Raw genomic sequence first — 26,618 nt, forward strand, 5'->3', positions numbered from 1 at the left:
TTAAACACCGCCGGGGCCCCCGCGGTTGCCTACCCTTCAGTCTAGCGGAACCTTCCCGATCAGTGCAGCACCAGCCAGCCGACCAGAACCGCCAGGAAGGCGCCCACCGTCGAGCCCAGCACGGTCAGCAGCGACGACCACCCTGCCCCGCCGGTCTTTTCCGCCGATGCGCTGTCCAGTCCGCGCAGGCTCTGGTCCATCCGCATCAGGAAAATCTCCAGGCCGCCGACACGCTCGGACAGTTCGCGCACGGACTCGGCCAGGGCGTCGGAGCGCTCGCCATCGGCTGTTTCCAGGCGGGCGGCGTCGGCCCGCAGTGCCGTCACCCCCTCGCCCGCATCTCGCAGCAGCCGGCCGATGGTCTGCTGGGCGGCGGCAAGCTGGCGCTGGTCGCGGCGCAGAGCGTCGATCCGCTCGCCGATGCGATGCAGATGCGGACCCAGCAGCCGGTCGAGCCGCTGGTCCTCCGGGTTCGGCTGAGCGAAGGTGGCCGTCTCGCCGGTGGAGGGCGATCTCACCACCGCCACCACCCGCGACGGGTCCGCCCCCTCCGGCAGTATCACCTCCGCTTCGAAGGCATGCGCACCGTCACCGATGCCGCCGCCGGCCAGATCGGGCCGCGGACGGTCGGCCGCCACCCGTGCCAGCGTTTCCGGCGGACCGCCGTCCCGCTCCAGCCGCAACTCGATCTCCAGCCGGTCGGCCGGATGGTTGCCGTCCCAGGCCCAGCCGAAGACACGGCCCCCCTGCAAGGCGTCGATATGACCGACGATGGCCGCCGCTTGGCGTGCGTCGAGGGCATCGGCCACGGGGGTGGAGTCGCGAAGCTCGACGATCTTGGCAGTGGCGGACATGGGACCGCTTTCCGGTTGTTCTGGACGATTCTCGGACTGGAAAAGGCGCGTCTGCGCTTACGCCGCCTTGCGTTCCGTGGTGCGGCGCAGGGTGTGGCTGGGCATGCGGTGGGGGACGTAGTTCTCGTCCAGGAACTCCCGCATGTCGCGATAGCGCTGGTAGTAGGTGCGGTTGAACTTCTCGAACAGGCTCTGGTCCCAATATTCCTCAAGGACGAAGGGCTTGTCGGAATAGACGTTGTAGCAGGGGATCGCGAAGGTCTCCGCGAACTCCGCCGTGCGGCTGTCATAGCTGAAGTAAACCGACGGTGTGGCGTTCGACAGGGCCATCAGGTTGCCGTGCAGGCGGTAGCCCAGCACCAGATCCTTCGACCGCACGAGGTTCTCGTAATCGGCGACGACGTCCGAATACCACAGCCGCTCGCGGTAGAGCGCATCCATCTCGTCGTCGAAATACCACTGCTTCAGCCAGGCGCTGTCATGCAGGTGGGCCCAGGCATCCGCCTTCTGCTCCTCGGTGCCCCACAGCAGCTTCTTCTCCTCGACCTCGCCCTGCATCATCAGCACGGTATCGAAGCGGCGGGAGATGTCCTTCACGAAGTCGCGGTGGCGCTCCAGATACTTGCGCACGTCCGGCGAATAATGCTTGGAGACCTCGCGGCGCATGGTGATGCCGACCTTGCGCACGCTGTCGAGAGCCGGCAGGTCGATGCGCAACTCCGGATCGCGGTTGCGGAAGGCGGTCGGGCAACCGACGATCCGGGTGTTCTTGATGCCGAGATCCCATAGCACTTCCGCGGTGTAGGTGCCGCGCACGCCGAGCGTCGTCGATTTGTCGGCGATCATCCGCCAGATGCGCTTGCTTTCCTCGGTCAGCGTCAGCTTGCCGGTGGCCGGCGCCTGGGCGCCGACGCCGAAGCCGATGACGGGGATGCGCAGCTTGGCCAGCACCTGGATGGTTGCCGCCGGCCAGTCCATCGAATCGTGGATGTAGTTGCTGCCGCGCAGGAAGACATAGTCGTATTCGGCGTTGATCCGGTCGACCACCTCCTGGCGGAACTCGCGAATCTCCAGCACATCCAGCTTGTCGTAGGTCAGCAGCTTCAACGAGGAGTCGAAAACGAAAGCGTCGCCGATGTTGTGGTAGTGGTCGATGCTGCGCTGGATGTCCTGGTAGCTGTACCAACGCACGCAGTCGTGATCATAGACTTCGCCCGACGGAATCATGACGAGAATGTTGGCCACAGCGGATCTCCCTGGGTTTTGCGTCAATAGGGATGGATGATTCCCGGATCATCGCCGGGGCAATTCAAATTGGCGCACAGACCTTGTCTGGAAGGCCTCGTGACTTTCATTCCAATTCTAGCAATTTATTCAGAGAGTATCCGATATAAATATTTCACACTTCCGAAAATATCACAGACCATCTCGTTTTTCTCAAGACCGCTGAGCCACTGCCCGTTCCGGCATGGAGGGTGCGGAACCGCTGGCGGCGAGCAGGGCGTCGAACACCTCCGAATGCTGGCGGGCGCACTCGGCGCGGTCGATGGGGCGACGGATGCGCAGGCGCAGACGGTCCCACAGGTCGGGCGTGGTCAGCGCCTCCGTCATGCGGTCCACCAGATCCTCGACACTGCCGTTGCGGAAATGAAGTCCGTCGACACCGTGGGTCACCTTTTCCGCCATGCCGCCGATGTTGCTGGCGATGATCGGCCGGCCATGCAAGAAGGCCTCCTGAATGACGACGGGGGAGTTCTCCCACCAGATCGACGGAATGATCATCCAGTCGACGTCCTTCATCAGGCCCGGCAGTTCGGCCGAACGGTAGCTGCCATAGAAGCGCACCCGGTCGCCGGCCTTCTCCACCGCGTCGTTGAAGCGCTTCTGATAGGCTTCCGGCTGGCGTTCCAGATTGCCGCCGAAGATCATCAGCGCACCGTCCTCGCCCCAGGCTTTGTCGGAGAGGCGCGACACCGCCTCCACCAGCAGGTGCGCCCCCTTGAACTCGGTCAGCTGGCCGAAGAAGGCGAAGCGGTTGCGCTTGCCGCCACGGGTAACCGGGCGCGGCGGGGCGATGCCCTCGATGGTCAGGCCGTTCTCGATCATCCGGAACTTCTCGCGCGGCAGCCCCCAGTCGACATAGCGGTCGATCAGGAAGTTCGACGGGCTGATGTAGAAGTCGGCCTGCTCCAGGAAGGTCTTCAGGAACAGCTCGCGCTTGAAGAACTCCGCCTCGCCGATGTGCGGGAAGCAGCCGGCACAGTCGGCCGGGCTGGAGCGGTAGCACAGCGCGTTGCGGCTGGTCTTCACCATCTGGCCGTGGTGGTGGCAGATCGACAGGTATTCATGCAGCGTCACCACGATGGGAACGCGCGGCAGGGCTTGGCGCACCGCCTGGATCGTCTCGATCCCCAGCCCCAGGAAATGGTGGAAGTTCACCACGTCCGGCTGCAGGTCGCGGACATAGCGGACGAAGTCCTTCTCCAGCCCCGGCAGGTTGCGGTTGGACAGGCGGAAATGGTCGTAGTCGTTGGCGTAGTACAGAACCTCCCGCTCCTTCTGGCGAAGCGCCATCAGGGCGGAGCCGCGGTGCTGGGCGATGGGCGGCGCCACGCGGGCCAGATAGTGGCTTTCCCAGCCCGGCAGGTCGTGCAGGCCGTTGTGCAGGTTGTAGGAGGCGACCTCACCCCCGCCCAGCGAGAAGGAGGGGTGGCCATGGCTGATGATCAGCGCGCGCTTGGTCTTGCTCATCGGGTGACCGTCTGTCCTAAGCGGAGGGGGTGAATACCGGGTGGAGGCAGGGCACTAGGCGGCAATCGACGCCTTCCAGCGCTCGGCGAAGCTCCAGTCGTCGACCAGGGCGCTCATGCGCTCCAGCCTGGGGTCGCGGGCATTGCGGGACTGTTCGTCGACCGCCACCAGCCGAACCTTCGGCAGCCACAGGCAGGAGCCGCCTGCCGCCCGCACCCGCAGGCACAGGTCCAGCCCCTTCGGCTCCAGCCCGAGATAGCGGCCGCCGTCGGCCATCGCACGCATCAGAAGCTCGCGCGGCAGCAGCGCGCAGTCGGCGGAGGCGGCATCGACCGCGGACGCCTCCTGATCCTTCAGCCAGTCGCGCGGGTAACCGGCGAAGCGGCGCTCATAGGTGACGGCACCGCCCGAACCTTCCACCGCGACGATGCCGGCGAAGCGGACGGAATGGTCCTCATACAGCAGGGTTGGGCTGACCATCACCGGGGCCAATGCGGCGGATCCCACGGCATTCGGCTTGCGGATCGCGCGTTCCAGTGCAGAGAGCCAGCCGCGTTCGGTCGGCAGCACCGATGGCGACAGCAGCAGGACACGGTCGGCTCGCGCATGCGGCAGGGATGCCGCCATCGCCTCGAACGGGTCGGCGGCGGTGGGAGCGGCAACGAAGCCGACCGCCAGCCGGTAGAAGCCGGCGGCCTGCCGGACCATGCCGGCCAGCCGCTCATGGGTGCCGGCACCGGCAACGACCAGGATCTCCGCCTCGGCAAAGTCGGGGTCGTTCGCCATCCGGGCGATGTTCAGGTCGACATCCTCGCGCCCGTCGCAGACCGGCAGGATCACCGACACCCGCGGCGTCTTCAGCACGCGGCCCATCGGATGCAGGACGGAGGACGGGGCCGCCTTCGCGGAGGCCGCGGTGCGCAGCATCGGCCCGAGATGGGTGGAGACGACGCGATCGATGGACGGGCTGTCGGGATTGACCGCGCCCAGCATGCGGCGCAGCGAATCGCCGGTCGGCGGCTGGCAGGGCAGCGGCAGGAAGGCGATGCCGTCGGCCAGCGTCAGTTCCAGATGGAACTCGGCATCGGCGGCGATGCCGGCGGGCTCGCGGGCGAAGGCGGTGAAGCCATGGCCGTCGTTGCCCGGCAGCAGCCGCCCGGCGAACAGCGGATCATGGGCGAAGGCGTCGGACACGTCCTTGCGGGCCAGCCGCGACCAGTCGGCGTCCAGCCGCGCGGTCATGCCGCCGCCCTTCACCGTCACCGCCCGGACCGCTTGCGTGGGGTCGAGCAGCCAGCCGCAGACGAACAGCCCGGCGCCCGGCACGCGCACCGCCATGTCCAGCCCCATGCGCACGGGGGCCTGGATCTGCGACACCGTCTCCACACCGTTGTAGCGGGCGGCGATGGCGGCGGCGATGCCGCGGCGGGGGGCATCGCCCTGCAACTGGCCCAGCATGTCGCGGGCATGGGCGGAGGCGACGCCGTCGGCCAGAAGCTGCCGGTGTTCGAAGATGGCGAGATGGCGCCAGCCGTCGGCGGCGCGGAAATGGATGCGGCGGATGGTGTCGGGGGCGGCGACCGGGCCTTCCAGAACCGTCAGCAGACCGGCGGCATCGTCGGGCAGGTCCGGACGGTGGAAGGGGGCGGCGGCGATGGCGTGGGGCCGCACCTCCTCCGCCTCGACCAGCACAGGGGGCAGCACATGGGAGGCACCGGCCGGGAAGCCGTGCGACCAGCCCTGCACCATCAGCGCGCCGTCGCGGAAACGGCCCAGAACCTCGGCGAAGCCGTCCGGACGGGACGCCTCCTGCGCCAGACCGGACAGCAGGCGGGTGCGGCGGTGCCCCTCCCCGGCTTCACCCTCGCCCATCGCCGGGCCGGACAGCAGGGTCACGGCGACGTCCAGTGCAGTGTCGAGCGACTGCGGCTGCACCTCGCGCAAGGCGGCGACCAGATGGGCGGGGTTGGTGCGGACATTCGACAGGCGGGGCAGCAGCAGGTGCTTGCCCTGGGCATCCTCGATCTCGATGCGGGACGGGCGCATGTGGGCCAGCCCGGCAACGCGGATGGCGCCCAGGAACCAGCGCTCCCCTGCCCCGTCGGTCCAGCAACCGCCGCGGAAGCGCCCGTCGATCATGCCGTCCAGCATCACCACGCTGTCGGCCGGCAGGGGCTGGTCGATGGCGCCGAACAGCATCAGCGTGTCCTCGTCCAGCAGGACGGCGGCGGTGATGTCGGCCTTGGTGCTGCGGTCCTTCATCGGGTGCGATTCCCCTGGATAAGAGCGGATGGCGCCGGCGACAGAAGTTCGCCGTAAAGCGCGAGGTGGAGCGACGCGGCCTCCTCCGTCGGGCGGACGGCGGGGATGTTGGCCGACAGCCGCTCCCACAGGCCGGGTTCGGTCAGGGCGCGGGTCATGACGCGGGCGAGGTCGGCCGGGTCGTTGGGGCGGACATGCAGGCCGTCGACGCCGTCACGCACCGCTTCCGCCATTCCGCCGATGCCGCTGACGATGACCGGGCGGCGGTGCTGGAAGGCCTCCTGGATGACCAGGGGGGCGTTCTCCCACCAGATCGACGGCATCACCACCCAGTCGGCGGCGGCCATCAGCGCCGGCATCTCCTGCGGCCGGTAGGGACCATGGGCGGTGGCGAGGCCGCGCGCCGCTTCGAAGCCGTCAGCCAGCCGCTGGCGGAACTCCGGCGTCTGGTACAGGCTGCCGCCATGCACGGCCAGCGACGGGGAAAGCCCCTGGCGCACCATGCGGGCGACGGCGTCGAGCGCCACAGTGACGCCTTTGAACGGATTGAGGTTGCCGAAATAGGCGAAGGCGTCGCGCGCCGCGCCGGGGGCGAGGTCGCGCGACGGGGCCGGCTCGACGGACGGACGGCTGTTCGCCATCACCTCGATCCGTGCCGGGTCGAGACCCCAGGCGACATAGCGGTCGCGCAGGAAGCGGCTGGGCGCCAGGAAGCGGTCGACCAGCCCGAACATCGCCTTGATGTGCTTCTCGCGCAGCAGGAACTGGTCGGCCGGACGGTCGGGGAAGCAGCGGTGGCAGGCGTCCGGCGACGCCTTGGTGCAGAGCGTGCGCGTTCCGCCTTCGCCGCGCGGCGGGGTCACCATCTGCCCGTCATTGGCGCAGATCGGATAATAGTCGTGCAGCGTGTAGACGATCTTCGCATCCGGGCAGACGCGGCGGATCAGGAACAGCATCTCCACACCCAGCAGCAGCGTGTGGTGTACATGCACGATGTCCGGCCGGAAGGCGCGCAGCAGGTTGGACAGGTCGGGGACCAGCCCGTGCAGGTCGATCTGGCTCTGATGGAAATGGTCGAAATGGCCGGCCCACAGCAGCACCTCGTCGGCACTGCGGCCCAGCGTCTGGAAACCGGTGCCGGGGCGCGGGGCGCGGTGGATGTCGTTGGTGCAGGCCAGGAACAGGCACTCGGCTCCGGCGGCCTTCAGGCCGCCGAACAGCTCATGCGCGAAGATCTCGGTGCCGCCGGGATGCAGGCTCGGGTGGTTGTGCGCGATCAGCAGCACCCGCGGCGGCCGGGCGGCCACCAGCGGCCGCGCCGGCTGGCGCGGAGCGGGACGGGCGGCCTGAGTAGCGGGGAGCAGCGGAAGGCGGCGCCGGCTCATGGTGCCGCCCCCTTCTCCAGAACCAGCAAATCCTGGAAATTCTCGGCCTCGCGCTGGCCGCTCCAGTGGCCGCGCATGACGACGCGGGCGGGACGCAGGCCATGGGCGGCGAAGCGGCCGAGCAGGAACTCCTCGTCATAGGCGACGGCGGCGTTGGGGTGCTCGGGATCGGCCAGCAGTTCCACGCCGGGCGCATCGCGGAACGGCGGGCGGGCGGTGCCCTTGGCGATGCCGACGCGCGCGGTTGCGTCGGCCAGGAACAGGCTGAGGAAGCAGCGCCCGCCCGGCTTCAGCACCCGCGCGATCTCCGCCGCGTAGCGCTCGGTGTCGGCGGTGCGCAGGTGGGTGATGACGGAGGTCAGGATGACGAAGTCGTAAGTACCGGCCTTGAAGGGCAGCGTCGCCGTCTCGCCCTCGATCCGGCCGTCGGGATTGTAGAGGCCGTTGGCGACGTCGAGATGGTGAAAGCGGAACTCCGGATAGGCTGGCGTGATGGTCGATGCGCACCAGCGGATGCCATCCAGCACGATGTCGATGCCATCGTAGGACCCATCCAGATACTGGGTCAGCGGCAGCGCCATGCGGCCGACACCGCAGCCGATCTCCAGCACCTTGTGGTCGGGACGCAGGCCGCCGAGACGGACGAAATGGCGCAGGAATTCCGCCCCGATGGCGCGGAAATCGCCGTCGCCGATGAAATGCAGCTCGGGCGGCGGCACCGGCAGAAAGCGGTTGCGCGCGATCTGGGCGCAGAGCCATTCCAGCCGCGGATCGGTCTGGCGGCGCAGCACGGCAAGCTGCGGGGTCGGCACGATCGCGTTCATCGGGTCACCTGTGCTGTCTTGCGGGTCCGGCCGCTCCGGGACGGCTGCGCCTCATCGTCGGCACACCAGTCGCACGCCATCAGTTCGGCCATGCGGTCGGCCCAGCGGCGGCCATGGAGCCAGCGGTTGTATTCGGAGGCGACTCCCCGGGTGTAGCCCTGGTGCCGGCCGATGGAGCGGCGCTCCAGATGGTACAGCTCCACCGCCGGGGCATAGCGGATGTCGAGCCCCTGGTCGCGGATGCGCAGGCAGAGGTCCGAATCCTCGAAGTCGCCGATGATGTAGTCTTCGCAAAAGCCGCCGGCCGTGCTGTAGGCCGCACGCGTGGTCAGCAGGCAGGCGCCGGTAACGCCGGGCACCGACCTCGGCCGGCACGCGGCGGCGAAGTCGCGCGGCAGGCCCTTGAAATAATGATGGTTGTACCAGGCGCCTTGCAGGTCGCGGTCGAAATAGAGCCCGGCATGCTGGAGGCTATCGTCGTCGAACAGCAGCTTCGGCCCCACGGCACCGATGCCGGGGCGCTCCTCCAGCGCCGCGACCAGATGCGGCAGCCAGCCGGCGCGGTCGGGAACAACGTCGGAATTGAGGAGCAGCAGGCGGTTGGCGCGGGCAACGGCGACGCCGGCATTGTTGGCGGCGGAATAGCCGTAATTGGCGCTCTGCACCAGCAGCAGCATCGGCAGGCCGTAGAGCCCGTGGAAGCCGCGCAGCAGATGCACCACCTCGTCGCGCTGCTCCGGGCTGTCGAGCACGAAGACCAGTTCGGCATCGGCCATCGTCGGGTCGGTGGCGAAGCAGGCGATCTGAAAGCGCAGGAATTCCAGCGTGCGGTAAAGCGGGATGATGACCGACACCGCGGGCTTGGCCTTGCGCTCGCCATAGACGACCAGTTCCGGCTCGCCGCGGGTGGCGAGATGGGCGGCATGCAGCGGGGCGACGGCCGGGCCGATGACGGTGTCCAGCAGCTCCGGCGTGGCGAAGCGCGGCGGCAGGCTGCCCAGTACGGCAGCGCGGGCATCGGCATGGGCACGCGGACGCGGCGGCGGAACCAGACGCAGGGCCCCGCCCGAGGCCAGCCGAAGCTCCGCCGTCACCTGAAGCGCTTCCGCCGGTTCGGGATTGCCGGGAAGATGCAGGACGAAGCCGCTGCGGTCGATGCCGCCGGTGCCGTAGAGCTTCGCCACGTCCTCGCGCGGGAAGCGGTGGGCAAGACGCTCGACCCGGCGTTCGCCGCCGAAGGGCGTGTGCACCACCAGCTCCGCCGTCAGCCCATGCGGGTCGTGCAGCCAGCCGGCGAGGAACAGTCCGCCGTCGGCCGTGGGAACCGCGAGGTCGAGCGAGGCGCCGATGGGCCGCTTGGCATCGGCGGCCTGCCGGCGCGGCAGCGGGGCCAGCGCCTGCAACTCGCTGACCGCCGAGGCGGCGGAGGCATCGCCGCGGCCGCGTTGGGCGAGGCAGGTCAGCAGATAGTGGCGCAGCGCGGCCGGTGTGTCGGGACGGGCGTTCAGCCGGTCGGTCAGGGTCGGCAGGCCGGCGGGTTCCGCCGGGAAGCGGCGGCAGGCGACGCCGTTGGCGCCCAGCACCACCAGCAGATTGCCCGGCACGCAAAGGCCGCGGTCGATCAGCAGGTCGAAGGCGATGCGTCCCTTGCCGGCCGGGTCGGGTCCGATGCAGGCATCGAAGGGCGCCCGCGCCACCGCGTTCGGCGACAGCACAACCAGACCGCTGATGGCGCCGAAGCGACCGGACAGCGCCCCGGCACAGAGAAGAAGGTCACCGCCCGCCATAGCGCGGACCGCCAGCATCGCCGGCTCCGCCGCACGGTCCAGAACCAGCCGGCGGCACAGCCCGGCAAAGGCGGCATCGCGGCGAAGTGCAGGGGTGGAGCAGGCGAAATCGAACAGAAAGCGCAGCACCCGCAGCCGGGCGGCACCGTCGAGGCTGCCCAGCAGGCCGGCGGGATCAAGATCGGCGGCACCGGACTCGGTTCGAAGCTCGGCGATCACGCGGTTTCTGGCGATGAAATGGATGGGTATCCGCGAATCGCGCGGTGCCGGCAGGATCGACAGGACGCGCCGTCCACCCCAGCCGGTGTCGATGGTCAGCGTGGTGAAGGGCGGACGCACCGGCTGCCCGTCGACGCTCGGCGTGATCGGGCCGACGGCATCGGCCGCGCCGTCCGCCTTCCCATCCATCGTCCAGGAGACGAGGAGAAAGCGGGGGCCCAGCGCCAGACGTTGGGCGGGGGCGATCGACACCGAATTCGGCAGAACGGCGATGACGGTCATGGATGGGATTCCGGCAGCGTCGGTGGGTTTGAAAGTCGAAAACGGCTGACTGCGGGCAAAGGGGGACCGGCGGCGGTTTTGACACCACCGGTCCGTCCTTCTCATTCACTGCTCAAGAAGCAGGGGACGATCAGTGCCCGAGCAGTGCCCGGTCAGTGGATGACGAAGAAGTCGTTCGGGTGGTTGTGGATGTCGGCAGCCGAGACGCCCTTCAGCGTGATGCTGTCGCCATGGCCGAGGTCGATCACGGCGTCGCCATGCTGGTCGGTGACGCGGGCGGCCAGATCGGCGGCGTCGGTCACCTTCAGACCGTTGATGTTGCGGGAGATCTGCAGAACGTCCTCGCCGGCCTTGAAGTCCAGGACCACGTCCTGGCCGCCGCCGCCGGAGAAGATGAAGACGTCGTGGCCGGCCCCGCCGATCAGCAGGTCGTCGCCCTTGCCGCCTTCCAGGCGGTCGTTGCCGTCGTCGCCGAACAGGGTGTCGTCGCCGTCACCGCCATTCAGGACGTCGTCGCCGGTGCCGCCGCGCAGCAGGTCGTCGCCCTTGCCGCCATTGAGGATGTCGTTGTGGCCGCCGCCGTACAGCGTGTCGTCGCCAGCGCCGCCGTTCAGCACGTCGTCACCGTCGCCCCCCGACAGCACGTCGTCGCCCTTGCCGCCATCCAGCAGATCGCGCCCGGCACCGCCGATCAGCACGTCGTCACCATTCCCCCCCAGGATGATGTCGTCGCCCGAACCGCCGTCGATGATGTCGTCGCCGTTACCCCCCAGCAGCACATCCGCCGACGCGCCGCCATGGATCACGTCCGCCCCGTTCCCCCCGAACAGAGCGTCATGTCCATTGCCGCCGAGCAGAGTGTCGCTTCCGTTGCCCCCCAGCACCAGATCGTTACCCTCGCCGCCGACCAGCAGATCGTCGTGATTCGTGCCGATATGCACGTCGTAGCTGCCCCCAGGAACCGTAGCCATCGTAGGTGTCTCCTTGCGATGTGATTGGGATTTTTGGGCCTTCTTTAGGCCTCGCTCGAAAGGCTGAGCTCGCCTTTCGGTGTAACCAAATCTATCGGGCGGATAGTGTGATAAAACTCGGGCACATGGAAGAGAAAGTTGAGTCTAGACAGCGGATTCTTGCAGTAGAACGCATTGTCGATATTTTCAAAAAGACAGTTATTTTGATTTGTTTCGAATTTCTAAGCAGTTTCCGCTTTAAAAAATGATGGTCAGACCCGCATTTTCGCCATAGAAACGCCGCGGACTGGCTGGATTTGCAGGAAAAAGTCGAAATCGTTAAATGAAGATTTTTAAAATCGGATGGTCCACTCAAAGCCACAGCAGATTTTCCGGTGGCGGCGGGACCGTTCCATGCCGGCCATGGCGGGACAGTCATCGGCGAAGAGAAAAGAAAATCGTCTTATCATTCAACAACCGAGACAATGCCTGAATACTCTTCTATGCAAGCATCGGCGGAACTGACTGCAATAAAGCTGCATCGCTTCTGTCGCGAACGTGCAGAAGGGCCGGCGTGGGGGACGCCGGCCCTTCCACGGGGCCGCTGACCAGGGGATGGAACCCAGGCGAGGGCCCCCACCCGCACCGGCCCGAACGGGGGAGGGCCGGGTGGGGTGGCGGTTCCGCTTACTTCTCGCGGAAGGCTCTTTGAAGACCGTCGGTCAACGGCGTCAGGAAATAGTCGATGGCGCGGCGGGCATGGCCGTGGATCATCACCTCGGCCGGCATGCCGGGATGCAGTTCGACATTGGGCAGGGCCTTCAGCTCTCCCGCATCCATGCTGATCCGTGCAGCGAAGTAGTAGGCGCCGGTGCGCTCGTCTTCCAACTGATCGGCAGACAGCGACACCACCTGCCCCGCCACCGGCGGTACGGCGCGCTGGCGGTAGCCGGTCAGCTTCACCATCGCCTTGCTGCCGACCTCCACATTCTGGACGTCGTGAGGGGAAACCCGGGCCTCGACGATCATCGCGTCGTCCTGCGGCACAATGTCGAGGATGCCGGCACCGGCCGGGATCACACCGCCGTTGGTGAAGAATTTCAGCCCCGTCACCCGCCCGGACTGGGGTGCGGTGACCGCCTGACGCAGCAGTACGTCGTCGGCACTGCGCAGCCGTTCCGACAGGTCGGCGACGCTGGCCTGAGCGGCCTGAAGGTCGGTCGACACCTCCGACCGCCGGGTGTTGCCGATGTTGATCATGGTCAGTTCGGCAGCGGCGATGGCCTGTTCCGCCTTGGACTTGTTCGCCATCAGCTCGCCCAGCCGCCCTTCGGAATCGGCGACGTTGCGCTGAAGCTCCAGCAGGCGCGGCTTGCGCTCGTACCCCTTCGCCAGCAGTCCCTGCACCACGCGAGTTTCCTCCTGGGTGTAGCGAAGCCGGTCGGCGGTGGCGATCCGCTGGGATTCCAGTGCCGCGATCTCGTCTCGCAGCTGGGAGATCTGCCTGCGCTGGATCCCCAGCTGCGCCTCGTAGCTGTCATGGCGGGACCGGAACAACCGTTCCTCGACCGCTATCGCCTCCGCCGCCACCGGATTGTCGTGCACCGCCTTCACCAGATCGTCGGTGAACAGCGGCTTGGGTGCGTCCGATTGCTCGGCCCGCAAGCGGCCAAGACGGGCCAGGGCGGTCCAATATTGCCCCTGCAACTGGGCCACCACCGCCTGGCTTTGCGTGGAATCCATCCGCAGCAGCACCTGACCGGCGCGCACCAGGTCGCCGTCCTTGACCAGCAGGTCGCGCAGGATGCCGCCTTCCAGATGGGAGACGGTCTTGCGGTGGCTCTCCACCATCACCGTGCCGGCCGCAAGCGCCGCGCTGTCCAGGCTGGCAGTGAAGCCCCAGGTCAGGAAGCCGCCGAAGCCGACAAGCACCGCCAGCGTGCCGGCCAGCGCCGTGCCGCGCAGGGACGGCTCGACCGGAGCCACGTCGATTGTCGCGGTCCAGACCGGCTGGGACGACAGGAGGGGCGTATCGCTGCTCATCGCTGTTCTCCGCTGCGGACAAGGCGGGCAATGGTGGCGTTGGGGCCGGCGGGAGCACCGCCGGGCTGCACCAGTTTCAGGACGTCGGTGCGGGCGCCGAAATGCTCGACCGCGCCGTCCTTCATCACCACCAGCTTGTCGGCGATGGCGACGATGGAGGGGCGGTGGGCGATCATCACCACGGTCGTGCCGTCCGCCTTGACCTTTTGAACGGCACTCAGCAGGGCCTGCTCGCCGTCATGGTCGAGGTTGGAGTTGGGCTCGTCCAGCACCAGAAGGCGCGGGCGGCCGAACAGGGCGCGGGCCAGCGCGATACGTTGCCGCTGGCCGCCGGACAGGGAAAAGGCGCTGTCGCCGACCGGCGTGTCGTAGCCGAAGGGCAAGCGGCCGATCATCTCGTGCACGCCGGCCAGCCGGGCGGCGCGGACGATCTCCGCCGGGTCGGCGCTGGCCATGCGCGAGATGTTCTCGCCGATGGTGCCGTCGAGCAGAGCCACCGACTGCGGGACGTAGCCGACATATTTGCCGAAGCTCTCGCGCTCCCACAGATAGGTGCTGGTGCCGTCCAGATAGATGCCGCCGGCCGTCGGCTGCCAGACGCCGACCAGCAGGCGGGCCAGCGTCGATTTTCCCGCCCCCGATGGGCCGATGACGCCCAGCACCTCCCCCGCTTGGACCGCGAAGGTGACATTGCGCAGCACCGGGCGGTTCAGCCCGGCCGGCACGTGGGTGACGCGGTCGACCGTCAACGCGCCTTGCGGCTGGGGAAGCGGCATGGTGGAGCGGGCCGAGGCGCCGTTGTTCAGCAGGTCGCGGATGCGGCGGTGCGCCTCCAGCGCCTTCACCCACTGGCGCCAGCCGTCCACCAGCTGTTCGAAGGGGTGCAGCAGGCGGCCGGTGATCAGGCCGGCGGCCATCATGCTGCCCGGCGTCACCAGATTGTCGATCACCAGCGTGGCACCGGCGGCGATCACCCCGACCTGCAGGATCATCCGCAGCGAGCGCGACGCCGCGGCCAGACCGCGCGACAGGGTAGCGCCGCGGTCGATCATCCCGGCCGACCCGCTCTGCGCCGACTGCCAGCGCCGGGCCAGCGCCGGCAGCATGCCCATCGCCTCAATGGCTTCGGCATGGCGGACCGTGCCGGCGATGTCGGCGAAGACGCGGGCCGAGGCCTCGTTCGCCTGGGCCATCGGCCGCCGGGTCAGCATGTCGGTCAGCACGCCCATCACCAGCAGCACCAGGGCGGAGACGATGGCGAGCACGCCATAGACCGGATGCAGCAGGAACAGGATCGCCAGGAAGATCGGCGCCCAGGCCAGTTCCAGCGGGGCGGTCACGGCACTGCTGGTCATGAAGCTGCGCAGGTCGTTCAGGTCGCGCATGGTCTGCGCCGCATTGCGCGGGCCGCCCGACAGCGCGTCGACGATGGAGGCCTCCAGCGCCGGGACGTTGAAGCGGTGGGCGATCACGGCGCTGGTCACCAGGAAGGCGCGGGCGCGGATGAAGTCCAGCACGCCGTACAGCGCCAGAGCCCCCACCGCGATGATCGCCAGCATCGTCAGCGTTTCCAGGCTGCGGCTGCTCATCACCCGGTCGTAGACCTGCATGGTGAAGAGCGGCAGCACCAGCATCAGGATATTCACAAACAGGCTGAGGACACCGGCCAGCAGCAGGCCCTGTCCGATCTTCCGGTAGGCTTGGGTCAGCAGGGGCCGATCCACGGAACTCATCTTCGATCCTTCCTGAAGGAGGATTCGCCACCTGATGCGGCGCTGGAAATCTGGGAAAACAGGAAAAGCTGCCGGCGGCGACGGACGCGGGACAGGAAGCCGGCTGGGGGGATGCCGGATGCGGCCTGCCCGGTGACCGGGAGACCGCCTATGCGGGGACAGATCCTGACGCGGGGGGGAAGCGTCGGCGGATTTGGCACGCTTAAGCTTTACACCGGAGACATTTTAGAGACGTGTGACAAGTTTTGGGCATCACCCCTTTCCAGCACCCGAAAAAGGGGTAGGAAACGGCAGCTAAGTCACTGACAGAAAAAGCATAAACCGGACTTCACCTAAGGTCTTAGGCCCTTCGGGGGAGGGTTTCCAGCAATCTGGTCAGACGCGGCCGACATCGTGCATGCTGCGCTGCATGAGTTTTCCGCAAGGCGCCGTGATCCCCCCATCCGGCCCCCTGCACCGCCCCAAACCCGCCCCCCGTTTTCCTTCCACCACGCCGGCCGCCCGATTCCGGTTGCGGCCCGAAAACCGGTTCAAGGAAACCCACACTCCATGACGACGCCCCAAACCATTCTCGTCACCGGCGGCGCCGGCTATGTCGGCAGCCACTGCGTGACCGAGCTTCTCGACCGCGGCCACCGGGTCGTGGTGTTCGACAATCTGCGCCAGGGCCACGCCGCAGCCGTGCCGCCCGAGGCGACCTTCGTCCAGGCCGATCTGGCCGACGAGACGGCGCTGGCCCGCGTGTTCGGGCAATGGCGCTTCGATGCGGTGTTCCATTTCGCAGCCCTGTCGGTGGTCGGCGAATCGATGCGCGACCCGCACGCCTACCTGCACGGCAACACCGTCACCTCGCTGAACCTCATCCGCGCCGCGGTGAAGGCGGAGGTGATGAAGCTGGTCTTCTCCTCCACCGCCAACCTGTTCGGCTCGCCCAAGCGCATCCCCATCGACGAGGACGAGGCGATCGACCCCGGCAGCCCGTACGGCGAATCGAAGTTCATGATCGAGCGCGCCCTGCATTGGGCAGACCGCTGCCATGGCCTGCGGTCCGCCTGCCTGCGCTACTTCAATGCGGCCGGCGCCCATCCCAACGGCCGGCTCGGCGAAGACCACAGCCCGGAAACGCATCTGATCCCGCTGGTGATGGACGCCGCCACCGGCAAGCGCCCGCACATCGAGATCTTCGGCAACGATTACGACACGCGCGACGGCACCTGCATCCGCGACTACATCCATGTCTGCGATCTGGCCGACGCCCATCTGCGGGTGCTGGACGCCCTGGACGGGCGGTCGGTCCGCTACAATCTGGGCAACGGCACCGGCTACAGCGTGCGCGAGGTGATCGCGTCGGTGGAGCGCATCACCGGCCGAGCCGTGCCGGTGAAGGTCGGACCGCGCCGGCCCGGCGACCTGCCGGTGCTGATCGCCTCGTCGGAGCGCATCCGCCGCGATCTCGGCTGGCAGCCGCGCTTCCCGGAGCTGGACAGCATCATCGGCAGCGCCTGGGCTTGGCGCAGCGCGCACCCGCATGGCTTCCGCGGCCTTGCCGCCGCGGCGGAGTGAGTCGAGCAGGAAGGATACGGCAATGGTTGAGCCGGCAGGATCATGGACGCGATGAGCAACCTGAACTGGGACGATGACGACGCGCCCGAACCCGGAACAGGCGAACCGGGAGCGGATGACAGGGGAGCCGACCGGTCCGGGGACCGGGCGGGCGGCAAGCCCGGCGAGGATCTCGACCTCGCCGACTTCCACGGCATGGCGCGGCTGATCGAGCGGATGCACCGCCGGTATCTCGACGTCGTCCGCGTCGGCCTGTCCAAGCAGGGCGTCGAGGACATCGGCCCGGTGCAGGCGCTGATGGTCATGCTGATCGGCGAGGACGAGCTGTCGGTCCGCGACCTGATGGAGCGCGGCTATTACCTGGGCTCCAACGCGTCCTACAGCCTGAAGATCCTGGTCGACGCCGGCTACATCAACCGCGCCGCCAACCAGCGCGACCGCCGCACCGCGCGGCTCCAGCTGACCGACAAGGGGCGGGAGCTGTGGGAGGGGCTGCGGCGGATGGAGCAGGCGCAGGCCGAGGCGCTGGTGCGCAACGAGACCGAGGTCCGCGACCTGAAGGCCAGCTACCGCACGCTCCGCCGGCTCGACCGGCTGTGGGGCGACATGGTCCGCTACTCCTGCCTCGATTTCGACTGAAGGGTCTCCTCCGATGCCGCAGCCGGGTGCCATGATGCCACACGCCGCCGCCCACCCAGACGCCCCCCACCCCAACGGCCTGTCGTCGAAGGATGTGGAGCGGCTGCTCGTCTCGCCGAACGCGGAAACGCGGATCGAGACGATGAACAAGCTGTTCCACGATCTGGAGGCGGGGGCGCTGAGCCCGGCCGAACGGTCACTGGCCATCGAGGTGGTCCATTGCTTCGCCGGCGACGCCCAGGTGGCAGTGCGCGAGGCGGTGGCCTGGCAGCTGCGCAACAGCCCGCTGCTGACCGGGGATCTGGCGGAGCGGCTGGTCCGCGACGTCGGCCGGGTGGCCTTCCCCATCCTGCGCGATGCCGCCGGCCTGACCGACGACCTGCTGCTGGACGTGCTGTCCGATCCCGATTCCGGCAAGCATGTGGCGGTCGCCAGCCGCTCCACCGTCTCCGCCCGCGTGTCCGGCGCGATTGCCGAGCGCGGCAACGTCATCGCGGTGACGGCCCTGCTGCGCAACGACGGCGCCGAGGTGCCGGACAGCGCGATGAGCCGAGCGCTCGACCGTTTCGGCCGCGTCCGCATGGTCAGCGAGGCGGCGGCCACCCGCCCCGGCCTGTCGCTGGCGATGGTCGAGCGGGTGGTCGCCTTCGTCTCCGACAGCATGCGCACCACGCTGATGCAGGCGCACGGCCTGTCGCGCGAGCTGGTCGAGCGGCTGGTCGAGCGCGGGCGGGAGGCGGCGACCATGCGCCTGCTGCGCCCGGTGCTGCGCGGGGCCGAGGACATCGACGCGGCGATCCAGTGGCTGCACACCAACCGCCGGCTGACGCCGGTCCTGCTGTTCCGCGCGCTGTGCGCCGGCGACCTGTCGCTGTTCGTCGCCGGCATGGCGGTCCGCGCCGGCATCCCGGCGGACAATGCCCGCCGGCTGGCCTGGGACGACGGCGAGCTGGGCATGGCGGCGCTGATGAAGAAGGCGGCCGTCGCCCCCGGCCTGACCCAGCCCTTCCAGGTCGCGGTCGGCGTCGCCAAGCGGATGGAGTATGAAGGCGGCGACGCGGGCCGCGAGGATTTCCAGGCGGAGGTCATCGGCGAGCTGTTCACCGCCTGCACCCCCACCAACGACTGGATGGTCGACGATCTGCTGCTGCAGCTGTTCGACCAGAAGTCCGAGGAGGTGATCGACCGCGCGCTCGATCAGGCGGGGTTGCCCTTCTCGCCGCTGCGGACGGTGCAGTAGTCAGGTCATGCGCCTCCCGCCGTTCCCCCCGGCGCCGTGACGCCGCGGAGGATGTCCGACATGCTGAGGATCGCCTCCGCCACCTCGACGATCCGCTTGTTCTGGTTCATCGCCGTCTTGCGGATCAGCTTGTAGGCCTCCTCCTCCGACAGGTTGCGGGTGGACATCAGCAGGCCCTTGGCGCGGTCGATCACCTTGCGCTCGTTCAGCGCCGCCTTCGCCGTCTCCAACTCCAGGCTGACGTCGCGCAGGCGCTGCGACTGCGCCTGCATGACGTCGAGGACCGAGCGCATCAGCTTCGGCGGCAGCCCGTCGGGGGCATAGAGCCCGGCGCCGTCCTGGCCCTGCCCGTTCGATGACGGCCCGTTCACGCCCGCCCCGGCCAATCCCGACATCGCGGGAACGGCATCGACCAGCATCATGGCGACCGGCAGCACCGCGTCGGGACCGCCGGCATCCGCCCGTCCGAGATCGGCGCGGGCCTGGGCCAGCTTGGCCTCGCACAGGCGGCGGAGATCGTCGGTCAGACGGTCTTCCACCGTCTTCAGCAGCTCCATCCGGCGGGTCGAGCGGTCGAACCAGATCTCCGGCGTGATGCCCGACAGCTCGCCATGGCGGGCATCGTCGCTGAGCGCGACCGCCCGCATCCGCTCCACCTCCGCCACCGCCGGGTCGGCCAGGGCGGTGCGGAAGGCGGCGGCATGGGCGGGGTCGGCGAACTCCGCGAAGATGCGGAAGGCGCGGTTCTGCGCGTCGATCAGATGGGCGAGCCGGCCATGCTCCACCCCGTCGAAGCGCCCGCGCGAGAAGCCGGCGCTGGCGGTCGCCCGCTCCTGCCCGGCGAATTCCTTGCCCTGCACGACATTGAACAGGGCGACCAGCGCGCGGGAGATCGCCGGGTCGGCGGCGATGTCGGCCGCCTCGAACAGCACGGACAGCAGATGGCCGACGATGTCGGTGAAGGCCTTCACCGAATCCTGCGGCACCAGCGCCAGCGACGACACCTGGTCGCGCAGGGCCGGCAGCCCGTCCAGCGCATAGAGCGCGATGGCGGCCCGGCTGTAGAACTGCGCGCCGCAGCTGAGGCGGTCGAGCTGCTCGTCCACGAGGTCCAGCCGGTCGCGCAGCACCGACTCCAGCGTGCGGGCGTCGGCCTGCCAGCGGGCGCGGTCCTCGGCGAAGCGGGTGCCGCCGGAGCCGAGATAGATGGAGGAGGCGCCGCGTTCCTTCTGCAGGGCGTGGATCAGGGCGCTGAGATCCCGCACCAGGGCGCTGACCGCCAGAAGCTGTTCGACATCGCGGATGCGGCACAGCTTGGCGGTGCGCAGGAAGCGCGCCGCGGCGGCGCTGGTTCCACTCTTCATGGCGTCGCGCTCCGTACCCATCCAGCCTGTTCCCCCGACGTCGCCCGGCCCCTTGGCCTGTACAAGCAATGGATATGCCAGCGAAAAAGCCCCTCTCCCCCTGCGGGGATAAGGGCTTCCCCCGCTGGACGGGGCTGCCCAGCCTTTGCCGCGCCTGCCCAAGAATCGGCGGGATCGCCGAAAAATTGGGCGGGTGGGTGCCGCAACATTGTGCAGCGCAACATCGGGGGCCCGGCGCTGTTGTCGTCGGTGTCCCCCATTCCGGAGTCGCTTCCACGATGACCAAGAATCCCTTCATGAGCGCGTGGCTGTCCTGGGCCAACCGCGCCAGCGGCATGTGGACCGCCGCGGCGATGTCGGCGGCCCGGCGCAACCAGTCGGCGGCCCAATCGGCGATGATCAAGGCCATGATGACGCCGCCGAAGGCCGGGCCAGCGAAACCGAAGCCGAACTCGAAGCCCAGGTCGAAGCCGGCGCGCTGAGCGCCGGGACAGCAAGGCAAAAGGGCAGCGTCGCCGCAGCCATGGCTTGACGGTGCGCGGACGGAGTGGCCAAATCGACGCCCTTCCGTTTCGCGCGCAACCGTTGAGACACGCCCCATGACCTCCGTTCGCATGCCCTCCTCGCGGCCGCCGTCGCGCTGGGCGAACCTGTTCACCGACCGGCCCGTCACCTGCATCGAGGATCTGCGGCAGCTGGCGGAATGGCGCGTGCCGCGGATGTTCTACGATTACGCGGATTCCGGCTCCTACACGGAGTCGACCTACCGCGCCAACGAGTCCGACTTCGGCCGGATCAAGCTGCGCCAGCGCGTGGCTGTGGACATGACCAACCGGACGCTGGCCAGCAGCATGGTCGGCCAGCCGGTGGCGATGCCGGTGGCGCTGGCCCCCACCGGCCTGACCGGCATGCAGCATGCCGACGGCGAAATCCTGGCCGCGCGCGCCGCAGCCAAGGCCGGCGTGCCCTTCACCCTGTCCACCATGAGCATCTGCTCCATCGAGGACGTGGCGGAGAACACCGACAAGCCCTTCTGGTTTCAGCTCTACGTCATGCGCGACCGCGCCTTCATCGACAAGCTGATCGACCGGGCCAAGGCGGCGGGCTGCTCGGCGCTGGTGCTGACGCTCGACCTCCAGATCCTCGGCCAGCGCCACAAGGACATCAGGAACGGGCTGTCCACCCCGCCGAAGCTGACCGTCGGCAACATCCTGGACATGGCGACCAAGCCGCGCTGGTCGATCAACATGCTGCGGACCCACCGCCGCACCTTCCGCAACATCGTCGGCCACGCCACCGGGGTCAGCAACCTGTCGTCGCTGTCCTCCTGGACGGCGGAACAGTTCGACCCGACGCTGAACTGGGACGACGTGCGCCGCATCAAGGACCGCTGGGGCGGCAAGCTGATCCTGAAGGGCATCCTCGACCCGGAGGACGCGGTGATGGCGGCGGACACCGGCGCCGACGCACTGATCGTGTCGAACCATGGCGGGCGGCAGCTGGACGGCGCCATCTCCTCCATCTCGGCATTGCCGGCCATCGTCGAGGCGGTGGGCGACCGCATCGAGGTGCTGATGGACGGCGGCATCCGCTCCGGCCAGGACGTGGTCAAGGCGCTGGCGCTGGGCGCCAAGGGCACCTTCATCGGCCGCGCCTTCCTCTATGGGCTGGGTGCCGGCGGCGAGGCCGGCGTGGCCCAGTGCCTGGAGATCATAGCCAAGGAGATGGACGTGACCATGGCGATGTGCGGCCTGCGCGACATCCGGCACGTGACCTCCAACATCCTGGCGGGAAAGCCGAATTTCGGGGGCTGACCGGGGGGTGGGTGCCTCCGTCCCGGCCGGCGGGATGGAACGGCGTGGAACGGTTTTCGGGTGATGTTCCATCGCCCGCCTACCGGCGCCGGACACCGACGTCAGGCGAAGGCGACCGCTTGTAAGCCCTCTCCCCCCTGGGAAGAGGGTTGGGTGAGGGGGGCAGCGCGGACGGAACGACCGCGCCAGGGGATTGCCAAGGGGCAGTATGCCCCTTGGCGGCGCGCGGATCGCGCGCCAGCCCCCTCACCCTCCCCACGCCTTCGGCGCGGGTCCCCTCCCTCTCCCCGGGGGAGAGAGGGCTATCCACGGTGCGTTCGCGGATGGCGCCGGGCAGGTCGTCGTCGAGTTCGGGGACGGTGACGGCGGGCGGGTCTTCCGGGCGCGGCGCCCGCAGCGTTTCCTCCATCATGTCCCGCGAGGGGTGGCGGGCGGTCCCAGGACCGGGGATGAGGCCGAGCCGCTCGGCCAGCCAGCGCACGGTGGCGGGATCGCCGGACGTGACCAGCCGCTCGATCTGCTCGGCCACCAGCACCCGCAGCGAGGACAGCCGCAGTTCGGCCTCGCGGTTCAGCGCCTGCCGCTCCCACCAAACCCTGTGACGAAAATCCTTGGAGCCGTAATAGGCCCGCCACAGCGTCGTACGGCTGCACCCCATGGCGCGCGAGACCTGAAGGAAGCTGTTGCCGCGCGCCAGCATGCCGGCGGCCATGATCCACTGCTCTTCATGGAACTGCGAACCGGGAACCAGCGAGCCTTCGGCAGGTGTCGGCGGCTCTTCGGCCCAGCGGGGGAAATTGTCGCCGGTGAAGCTGCGGGGATCGAGGGGCATGGCAAGGCTCCGCGGTTGGGAAAAACACGCGGCAAGCCTATAAGGAATTTCCCCAATTTATAGGATTATTTTCATTTCCCGCATCGCCGCTCGCCGTCGCTCCCCACCGCTCCCGGTCAGGCGAACAGGTCGAGATGCTCGACCAGGATCGAGGTTCCGAGCGCGATCAGAGCCAACCCGCCGAGCACCTCGACGATCTTGCCCATGCGATGGCCGACGGCCCGGCCGATCAGCATGCCGATGGTGGTCATCGCGAAGGTGGCGAAGCCGATGGACAGGGCGATGGTGACGATGTCGGATCCGAGAAAGGCCAGGGAGACGCCGACCGCCGCCGCATCGATGCTGGTGCCGACCGCCGTTGCGACCAGCGTCCACGGGCTGGCGCGCCGGGCCTGCCGCTCCGGATCGTCGGTCTCCGGCTGGAAGCCTTCCCAGACCATCTTGCCGCCGACCAGCGACAGCAGCAGGAAGGCGATCCAGTGATCGACGGCGGCGACATAGCTGGCCGCCGCCAGCCCGAGCGCCCAGCCGACCAGCGGCGTGATGGCCTCGACCACGCCGAACACCAGCCCGCCCTTGATGGCGACGGCGACGCTGGGGCGCTGCGACGCGCCACGGCCGATGGAGGCGGCGAAGGCGTCGGCAGACATGCTGAGCGAGAGGACGGCGATTGAAAGAGGGGTCACGGAGCGGATCCGTGCCGGACATATGAGACAGCATGTCCGAAATCCGGCCGGCGCGGACCCTCGGGCACACTGGTCTCGCTAGGCAGACGGATGTCCGCTGAACGTGCCATGCACCGCATCGGGCACAAGAATGTTGACACGTTCCCGGCGAGGCGCCGGAAGCTACTCCCCAACTGCGGCGACCATATAGCGGCAGTCATTGGGCGTCAACCGGCAGGATGCCGGCTCCATTCGACTTTCAAGATCATGGAATGTCAGACGGAGAGCCTGCGCTTTCCCTTCATTACTTTTCAATTAAAAATTTTTCACTCTATAGAGGAAGGTATAATTCAGTGCCGGGTCTGCGGGCGCGACGGACGCCGGTCTACAACGTGGCGCAGACCATCCCCAAGGAGACCGGGCGGCCCTATGCGCTGATCGAGGTTTGAGGATCCCCTCTCCCCGGAAGGGAGAGGGGATCCTGGTGCGGCGGAAGCCCCGCTCAGAACACCCAGAGCTGTTCCGGCGGCAGGTGCAGCCAGTGGGTGCCGGCCGCCAGCGGGCGGCCGAAGGCGCGGAGCGTCTGGTCGCCGCAGCGGAAGACATGCTCCCAGTGGCTGCCGAGATAGAGCGAGGTCTCCAGCTGGGCCGGGATGCGATTCTCGCCATCCCCTCCCCCCGGGCCGTCCACCACGTCGACCTGTTCCAGGCGGATGACGCCGGTGGCCTCCTCCGACACGCCCTTGCCGGCGCGGTCCTTGCCCCACAGCGGATGGCCGGACAGCTCGATGCGGGCGTAGCCGCCGCGCTTGTCCTGCACCCGGCTCTTGATCTGGTTGTTGACGCCCATGAACTCGGACGCGAACAGGCTGACCGGCTCGGTGTAGAGCTGTTCCGGCGTGCCGGCCTGGACAATGCGGCCGCCGTCGAGCAGGACGATGCGGTCGGCGATCGCCATCGCCTCGACCTGATCGTGGGTGACGAAGACGGCGGTCAGGTTCATCCGCTTGATCAGCGTGCGGATCCAGATGCGCGCCTCCTCGCGCAGCTTGGCGTCGAGGTTCGACAGCGGCTCGTCGAGCAGGATGACCGGCGGGTTGTAGACCAGCGCGCGGGCCAGTGCCACGCGCTGCTGCTGGCCGCCCGACATCTGGTGCGGATAGCGGTCGCCGAGATGGCCGAGCCCGACGCCGTCGAGAACGGCGGCGACGCGCTGCTGAAGCTCCGCCTTGGCCACGTTGCGCAGGCGCAGGCCGTAGGCGACGTTCTCGAACACCGTCTTGTGCGGCCACAGCGCGTAGGACTGGAAGACCAGCCCGAGGCCGCGCTTCTCCGACGGCACGTTGAGGCCGGCGGCGGCGTCGAACACCGGCTGGTCGCCGATGGAGATGACGCCCTTCTTCGGCTCCTCCAGCCCGGCGATGGAGCGCAGAAGCGTGGTCTTGCCGCTGCCCGACCGGCCGAGCAGGGCGACGATCTCGCCCTGGGCGAAGGTGGCGGTGATGCCCTTCAGGATCTCGGTGCTGCCGTAGGACAAATGCAGGTCGTCGATGATGAGCTTAGCCATGGGAGCGTTTCCCGAAGAGCGACATCAGCAGCAGGCCGCCGCCGATCATCGCGATGTTGACGGTGGAGAGCGCAGTCACGAGGTCGACGGCACCGGTGCCCCACAGCGAGACCAGCAGCGAGCCGATCACTTCGGTGCCGGGGGCCAGCAGATAGACACCCGTGGAGTATTCGCGCATGAAGGTGACGAAGATCAGCAGCCAGCTGGAGAACAACCCGACCTTGACCAGCGGGATCGTCAGGTCGCGCGACACCCGGCCGGGGCTGGCGCCGACGATGCGGCCGGCCTCTTCCAGTTCGGGGCCGATCTGGAGCAGCGCGCCGCTGACCAGACGCATGCCGTAGGCGAGCCAGACCAGCGTGTAGGCGACCCAGATGGCGATCATGGTCTGGCGCAGCGGCGACAGGAAGGGCGTGAACAGGAAGACCCAGAAGATCGCCAGACCGGCGACGAGGCCCGGCATGGCGCGGGGCAGCAGGACCAGATAGTCCATCAGCCTGGTCCAGCCCGACTGCCAGCGGTGGGCGGCGAGGTTCAGCATGGTGTAGACGCCGACCGACAGCGCCCCGCCGACCGACGCGATCAGCAGCGTGTTGACGATGCCGCGGGTCAGGTTGGGGAACTCCATCAGCTCGCGGAAATGCGCCAGCGTCAGCACGTCCAGCAGGTTGACGCCCTCGCCCCAGCTCGACACGAAGGCGCGCAGCACCAGGCCGCTGATCGGCACCACCACGGTGAACAGCAGCCACGCGGTGATCATCGCCGCCGCCGGCCAGCGCCAGACGCCGATGGACACCGGCTTCTGCGCCGCGGCCTTGCCCTTCACCGAGACGTAGCGGTTGGCGGCGCGCAGCAGGAAGCGCTGGAGCGCCACCAGCGGCAGGGCGATGCAGATGATCGCCACCACGACCACCGCCATCAGCTGGTAGGATGGCGTGCCCAGCTTGTTGGTCAGCTTGTAGAGGTAGGTCGCCAGCACGAGGATGCCCTCGGGGTCGCCCAGCACCAGCGGCAGGCCGAACAGCTCGAATCCCAGGAAGAAGACCAGCACGGCGGCGTAGAGGATGTTCGGCATCACCATCGGCAGGCTGACGGTCAGCGCCGTGCGCAGCGGGCCGGCACCGGTCATGCGCGCCGCCTCCTCGACGTCGGAGCCCAGGCTGCGCAGGGCCGACGAGGTGTAGAGGAAGACGTGCGGGACGTGGGTCAGGCCGGCGATGACGATCAGCGTCGTCTTGGAGTAGAGATACCAGGGGACGAAGCCGAAGACGCCCTTGAACCACAGCGTGACGAAGCCCGCCGGGCCGAGGCTGACCACGAAGCCGAAGGCCAGCACCACCGACGACACGAACATCGGCACGAGGATCACCGGCTCGATCCAGCGGCGGCCCGGCAGGTCGGTGCGGGCCATCAGGAAGGCGAGCATGGCGCCGACCGGCACCGCGATGGCGGTCATGCCGAAGGCGATGACGCACGAGTTGTAGAGGGCGTCGAAGAAATCCTCGTCGTCCAGGACGAACTCGTAGGCGCTGAACGTGAAGGCGGTCTTGGGCTGGAAGAACGGCCCGTCGAGGAAGCTCTGGTAGACGACCAGGCCGATCGGGGCCAGCACGGCAATCGCCATGGCGACGATCACCGCGATGCGCGTCGCGCGGTTCATGGGGGATTTCCTTGATTCGGCGGCTTTGGCGCTAAAAGCCCTCTCCCGTCCCGGGAGAGGGAGGGGACCCACGCCATTGGCGTGGGGAGGGTGAGGGGGATTCCAAGGGTCCCGAACCGCACGGCTTCGTGCCTCACCCCTCACCCTTCCCAAGCTTCGCTTGGGCCCCTTCCCTCTCCCGAGG

At 68.2% G+C, this 26,618-nt stretch carries 20 protein-coding genes and 1 riboswitch; of the genes, 5 read left to right on the plus strand and 15 right to left on the minus strand.

Annotation, left to right across the window (positions count from 1 at the left end):
* Nucleotides 1–59: 59 nt before the first annotated feature.
* The 10 genes from CRT60_RS17340 to CRT60_RS17385 form a co-directional block, all read right to left on the minus strand.
* Complete coding sequence (locus CRT60_RS17340; protein WP_098737756.1) at nucleotides 60–854, minus strand: hypothetical protein; 795 nt, start codon at nucleotides 852–854, stop codon at nucleotides 60–62.
* Nucleotides 855–911: 57 nt separating this feature from the next.
* Nucleotides 912–2,099, minus strand: coding sequence for a polysaccharide pyruvyl transferase family protein (locus CRT60_RS17345; RefSeq protein WP_098737757.1), 1,188 nt, complete (start codon nucleotides 2,097–2,099; stop codon nucleotides 912–914).
* A gap of 192 nt (nucleotides 2,100–2,291) precedes the next feature.
* On the minus strand, nucleotides 2,292–3,605 hold the full coding sequence (locus CRT60_RS17350) for a glycosyltransferase family 4 protein (RefSeq protein ID WP_098737758.1): 1,314 nt from the start codon (nucleotides 3,603–3,605) through the stop codon (nucleotides 2,292–2,294).
* Between the two features lie 54 nt (nucleotides 3,606–3,659).
* Entirely contained in the window at nucleotides 3,660–5,867 is a 2,208-nt protein-coding gene (locus tag CRT60_RS17355; RefSeq protein ID WP_098737759.1) for a hypothetical protein, read from the minus strand.
* A complete protein-coding gene (locus tag CRT60_RS17360) occupies nucleotides 5,864–7,252 on the minus strand; it encodes a glycosyltransferase family 4 protein (RefSeq protein ID WP_244592556.1) in 1,389 nt (462 codons plus the stop codon). Before CRT60_RS17360 ends, CRT60_RS17355 begins: the two co-directional genes overlap by 4 nt.
* A complete protein-coding gene (locus CRT60_RS17365) occupies nucleotides 7,249–8,076 on the minus strand; it encodes a class I SAM-dependent methyltransferase (protein WP_098737760.1) in 828 nt (275 codons plus the stop codon). Before CRT60_RS17365 ends, CRT60_RS17360 begins: the two co-directional genes overlap by 4 nt.
* A complete protein-coding gene (locus CRT60_RS17370) occupies nucleotides 8,073–10,364 on the minus strand; it encodes a glycosyltransferase (protein ID WP_098737761.1) in 2,292 nt (763 codons plus the stop codon). The genes CRT60_RS17365 and CRT60_RS17370 overlap by 4 nt, the downstream gene beginning before the upstream one ends.
* A 152-nt stretch (nucleotides 10,365–10,516) precedes the next feature.
* Entirely contained in the window at nucleotides 10,517–11,335 is an 819-nt protein-coding gene (locus CRT60_RS17375) for a calcium-binding protein (RefSeq protein WP_098737762.1), read from the minus strand.
* A gap of 666 nt (nucleotides 11,336–12,001) precedes the next feature.
* Complete coding sequence (locus CRT60_RS17380) at nucleotides 12,002–13,357, minus strand: HlyD family type I secretion periplasmic adaptor subunit (RefSeq protein ID WP_098737763.1); 1,356 nt, start codon at nucleotides 13,355–13,357, stop codon at nucleotides 12,002–12,004.
* Nucleotides 13,354–15,090, minus strand: coding sequence for a type I secretion system permease/ATPase (locus CRT60_RS17385; RefSeq protein ID WP_098737764.1), 1,737 nt, complete (start codon nucleotides 15,088–15,090; stop codon nucleotides 13,354–13,356). Before CRT60_RS17385 ends, CRT60_RS17380 begins: the two co-directional genes overlap by 4 nt.
* A 549-nt stretch (nucleotides 15,091–15,639) precedes the next feature.
* Between CRT60_RS17385 and galE the strand changes: the two genes are divergently transcribed.
* The 3 genes from galE to CRT60_RS17400 are packed head-to-tail and all read left to right on the plus strand — an operon-like array spanning nucleotide 15,640 to nucleotide 18,532.
* Nucleotides 15,640–16,653 (plus strand): UDP-glucose 4-epimerase GalE, encoded by a 1,014-nt coding sequence (galE, locus tag CRT60_RS17390; RefSeq protein WP_098737765.1) that lies wholly within the window; start codon nucleotides 15,640–15,642, stop codon nucleotides 16,651–16,653.
* Between the two features lie 51 nt (nucleotides 16,654–16,704).
* The gene (locus tag CRT60_RS17395; protein WP_244592557.1) at nucleotides 16,705–17,292 is read left to right on the plus strand and encodes a MarR family transcriptional regulator; all 588 of its coding nucleotides are present in this window, start codon (nucleotides 16,705–16,707) and stop codon (nucleotides 17,290–17,292) included.
* 31 nt (nucleotides 17,293–17,323) lie between these two features.
* Complete coding sequence (locus CRT60_RS17400) at nucleotides 17,324–18,532, plus strand: DUF2336 domain-containing protein (protein ID WP_244592558.1); 1,209 nt, start codon at nucleotides 17,324–17,326, stop codon at nucleotides 18,530–18,532.
* Between the two features lie 5 nt (nucleotides 18,533–18,537).
* Here CRT60_RS17400 and CRT60_RS17405 read toward each other — a convergent pair whose 3' ends face one another.
* Nucleotides 18,538–19,896 (minus strand): nitrate regulatory protein, encoded by a 1,359-nt coding sequence (locus CRT60_RS17405; protein ID WP_244592559.1) that lies wholly within the window; start codon nucleotides 19,894–19,896, stop codon nucleotides 18,538–18,540.
* A gap of 278 nt (nucleotides 19,897–20,174) precedes the next feature.
* On the opposite strand from CRT60_RS17405, the gene CRT60_RS17410 reads away from it, so the two are divergent.
* Nucleotides 20,175–20,378, plus strand: a complete 204-nt coding sequence (locus CRT60_RS17410) for a hypothetical protein (RefSeq protein WP_098737769.1) — start codon at nucleotides 20,175–20,177, stop codon at nucleotides 20,376–20,378.
* Between the two features lie 117 nt (nucleotides 20,379–20,495).
* The gene (locus CRT60_RS17415) at nucleotides 20,496–21,710 is read left to right on the plus strand and encodes an alpha-hydroxy acid oxidase (protein WP_280177227.1); all 1,215 of its coding nucleotides are present in this window, start codon (nucleotides 20,496–20,498) and stop codon (nucleotides 21,708–21,710) included.
* A gap of 79 nt (nucleotides 21,711–21,789) precedes the next feature.
* Here the strand turns inward: CRT60_RS17415 and CRT60_RS17420 are convergent, their stop codons facing one another.
* The 4 genes from CRT60_RS17420 to CRT60_RS17435 form a co-directional block, all read right to left on the minus strand.
* Entirely contained in the window at nucleotides 21,790–22,542 is a 753-nt protein-coding gene (locus tag CRT60_RS17420) for a hypothetical protein (RefSeq protein ID WP_244592560.1), read from the minus strand.
* Nucleotides 22,543–22,658: 116 nt separating this feature from the next.
* Nucleotides 22,659–23,228 (minus strand): manganese efflux pump MntP, encoded by a 570-nt coding sequence (locus CRT60_RS17425; protein WP_098737770.1) that lies wholly within the window; start codon nucleotides 23,226–23,228, stop codon nucleotides 22,659–22,661.
* A 1-nt stretch (nucleotide 23,229) separates the two neighbouring features.
* Nucleotides 23,230–23,407: riboswitch (yybP-ykoY riboswitch) on the minus strand.
* Nucleotides 23,408–23,709: 302 nt separating this feature from the next.
* Nucleotides 23,710–24,774 carry an ABC transporter ATP-binding protein gene (locus tag CRT60_RS17430; protein WP_098737771.1) on the minus strand — a complete coding sequence of 355 codons (1,065 nt, stop codon included), beginning with the start codon at nucleotides 24,772–24,774 and terminating at the stop codon, nucleotides 23,710–23,712.
* A complete protein-coding gene (locus CRT60_RS17435; protein WP_098737772.1) occupies nucleotides 24,767–26,434 on the minus strand; it encodes an ABC transporter permease in 1,668 nt (555 codons plus the stop codon). The genes CRT60_RS17430 and CRT60_RS17435 overlap by 8 nt, the downstream gene beginning before the upstream one ends.
* Nucleotides 26,435–26,618: the final 184 nt, after the last annotated feature.

The sequence above is a fragment of the Azospirillum palustre genome (assembly GCF_002573965.1).
GTDB lineage: Bacteria > Pseudomonadota > Alphaproteobacteria > Azospirillales > Azospirillaceae > Azospirillum > Azospirillum palustre.